Consider the following 2,184-nt stretch of genomic DNA (forward strand, 5'->3'; position numbering starts at 1 on the left):
ACGTCCTAAGCGCTCCTTTCCAATATTCACCGGACCAATTGTTTGTGGAGTGCGAAAATTCACGCGCATGAATATTCAGTATCGATTGGTGAGTGCGTTCAGAGACAGTAGCAAAACAATAACATAATGATAGAAAAGGGGAGGGCTGTGATCAAAGTCATTGTTTGCAAAGATTTTAGCCCGCCGGCATTTAGAAGTACTAAAGCAAGTATGGCCAGTAACACCCCCCAGAAAATATACTGCCATTTAGGCGATTTTGCGGCATTGTTTGAAGAAATACTGTTCATCACATAAATGCCCGAATCGGCTGATGTCACAAAGAAAATGAAAATTATAAAAATGGAAAATATGTTTGTTATCTGTTGTAGCGGGAAGAATTCAAAAAATTTGAAAAGAAGTACATCAGTATTAGCAACTATAGCGCTAAGAGCACCATTAGCCTGGTGTTGATCCATCCATATGGCACTATTGCCAAATATAGTCATCCACATAAAATTAAATACTGAAGGTATAATGAGCACAGCACTGATAAACTCCCTAATTGTCCTTCCTTTGGATATTTTAGCAATAAATAGACCTACATATGGAGACCAGGATATCCACCAGGCCCAATAGAGTATAGTCCAATTGAAGAACCATGCTGACGCTCGGGTTCATGTGCATGGGTATTAAATGTGAGATGAAAGAAGGCATTAATATATTCACCTAAACCTTCAGAAAATGTTCCCAATAAAAAAGTAGTCGGACCTAAAATAAGGACAAATAACATCAGAACCAATGCCGCTATTATGTTTATTTGACTTAATATTTTAACACCTTTCGTAACTCCAGATGTAGCCGACAGAATGGCGATGGTCATGATTACGATGACGATGATAACCTGATACATAAAATTACTTTCTGGAATTATTCCCAGATGTACTAAGCCGGCAGTGAGCTGCACTACACCAAAACCCAATGTGGTTGTAATACCAAAGAAAGTGCTGCACAAAGCAAACATGTCAACAATATCGCCAGCACGACCTTGTATTTTGTCTTTTAGTATTGGATAAAAACAACTTCTTAATGATAAGGGTAATTTATACCGATACGTGAAATAGGCCAATGAAAGGCCAACTACTCCATATATCGCCCAGGCATGTATACCCCAATGGAAAAACGTGTATAATTGAGCGTCTTTAGCACGTGAAGCGGACGTTAGTCCGGCTACCGAGGGATCTGTGTAGTGGGACATCGGTTCTGCGACACTGAAGTACATTAATCCAATACCCATACCGGCTGCAAATAACATAGATATCCATGAGAAAAAGGAGAACTCAGGTTTCGTATCATTGGCACCTAATCTTATGCTTCCATATTTGCTAAATATTAAAAAAAGTAGGAAGAGCACAAAAATAGTTACAACCATGACATAGAGCCAGTTCATATTTTGAAACAAGAAAGTTTTTAGAATATTCAGGTAGTAATTTGCTCTCACCGGGAAAAAGCTTGATAAAAAAGTAATACCAAGTATAAAGATGAGACTGGGTAAAATAATACCAGGCACAAAGGTGCTCTTTAGCTTTAAGAGATTAGTTAATTTCATTAAAGTTTGATTTTAAGATTCAACGTATTAAGCTTATGTAGTTGAAATAAAATAATGTTGTGGTCTGTTTTTGTTGTTAATATTGCATGATGTCAGTGGGGTATTTTCTTCATATTAAAAACCCATAATACTACAACGGAATCACTCCAAATAAGTTTTCATTCTTTTCAGAATTTTATAAGTAGATCTTTGCTATGGCAAAATCTTTTAGAAATAGGTTGCACTAATGAATTGAATATTTTTTAGCTCCAGATTAAAGAAATGCTACCGTATGTTCTGGGGCTTTGAAATTGATGGCACATGTATTTGATTTAAATGCATCCGAACATCATCAGATGCAGGCAGTTCAAAGACTTCTAAGTCAAAAGATTTAATAGCTGCAAATAAATGATCAAAATATCGGACATCGTATCCTCAAAAAATGACCATTGTGTTCCTTTAGTAAACATATACAGTTCCAAAGGAAGTCCATATTCATTTGGCGCCAACTGACGCACTAATAGGGTTAAATCCTGGTGAATGTCTGGATTTTGTATTGCATAGGCTTTAATATAGGCCCTGAATAATCCAATATTTGTCATTCTTCTCCCGTTTACAAG

The 2,184-nt window shown here is 36.6% G+C and carries 2 protein-coding genes and 1 pseudogene; all 3 read right to left on the minus strand.

Translation table 11 applies throughout. From position 1 onward, the window contains the following. Positions 1–98: 98 nt before the first annotated feature. Positions 99–620, minus strand: coding sequence for a BCCT family transporter (locus L950_RS34670; protein ID WP_316930757.1), 522 nt, complete (start codon positions 618–620; stop codon positions 99–101). Continuing rightward, complete coding sequence (locus L950_RS34675) at positions 578–1,585, minus strand: BCCT family transporter (RefSeq protein WP_021191314.1); 1,008 nt, start codon at positions 1,583–1,585, stop codon at positions 578–580. The genes L950_RS34670 and L950_RS34675 overlap by 43 nt, the downstream gene beginning before the upstream one ends. Before the next feature lie 356 nt (positions 1,586–1,941). After that, positions 1,942–2,184: pseudogene (locus tag L950_RS25075) on the minus strand (hypothetical protein); the annotation flags it as partial.

Source organism: Sphingobacterium sp. IITKGP-BTPF85 (genome assembly GCF_001006065.1).
Taxonomy (GTDB): domain Bacteria; phylum Bacteroidota; class Bacteroidia; order Sphingobacteriales; family Sphingobacteriaceae; genus Sphingobacterium; species Sphingobacterium anhuiense.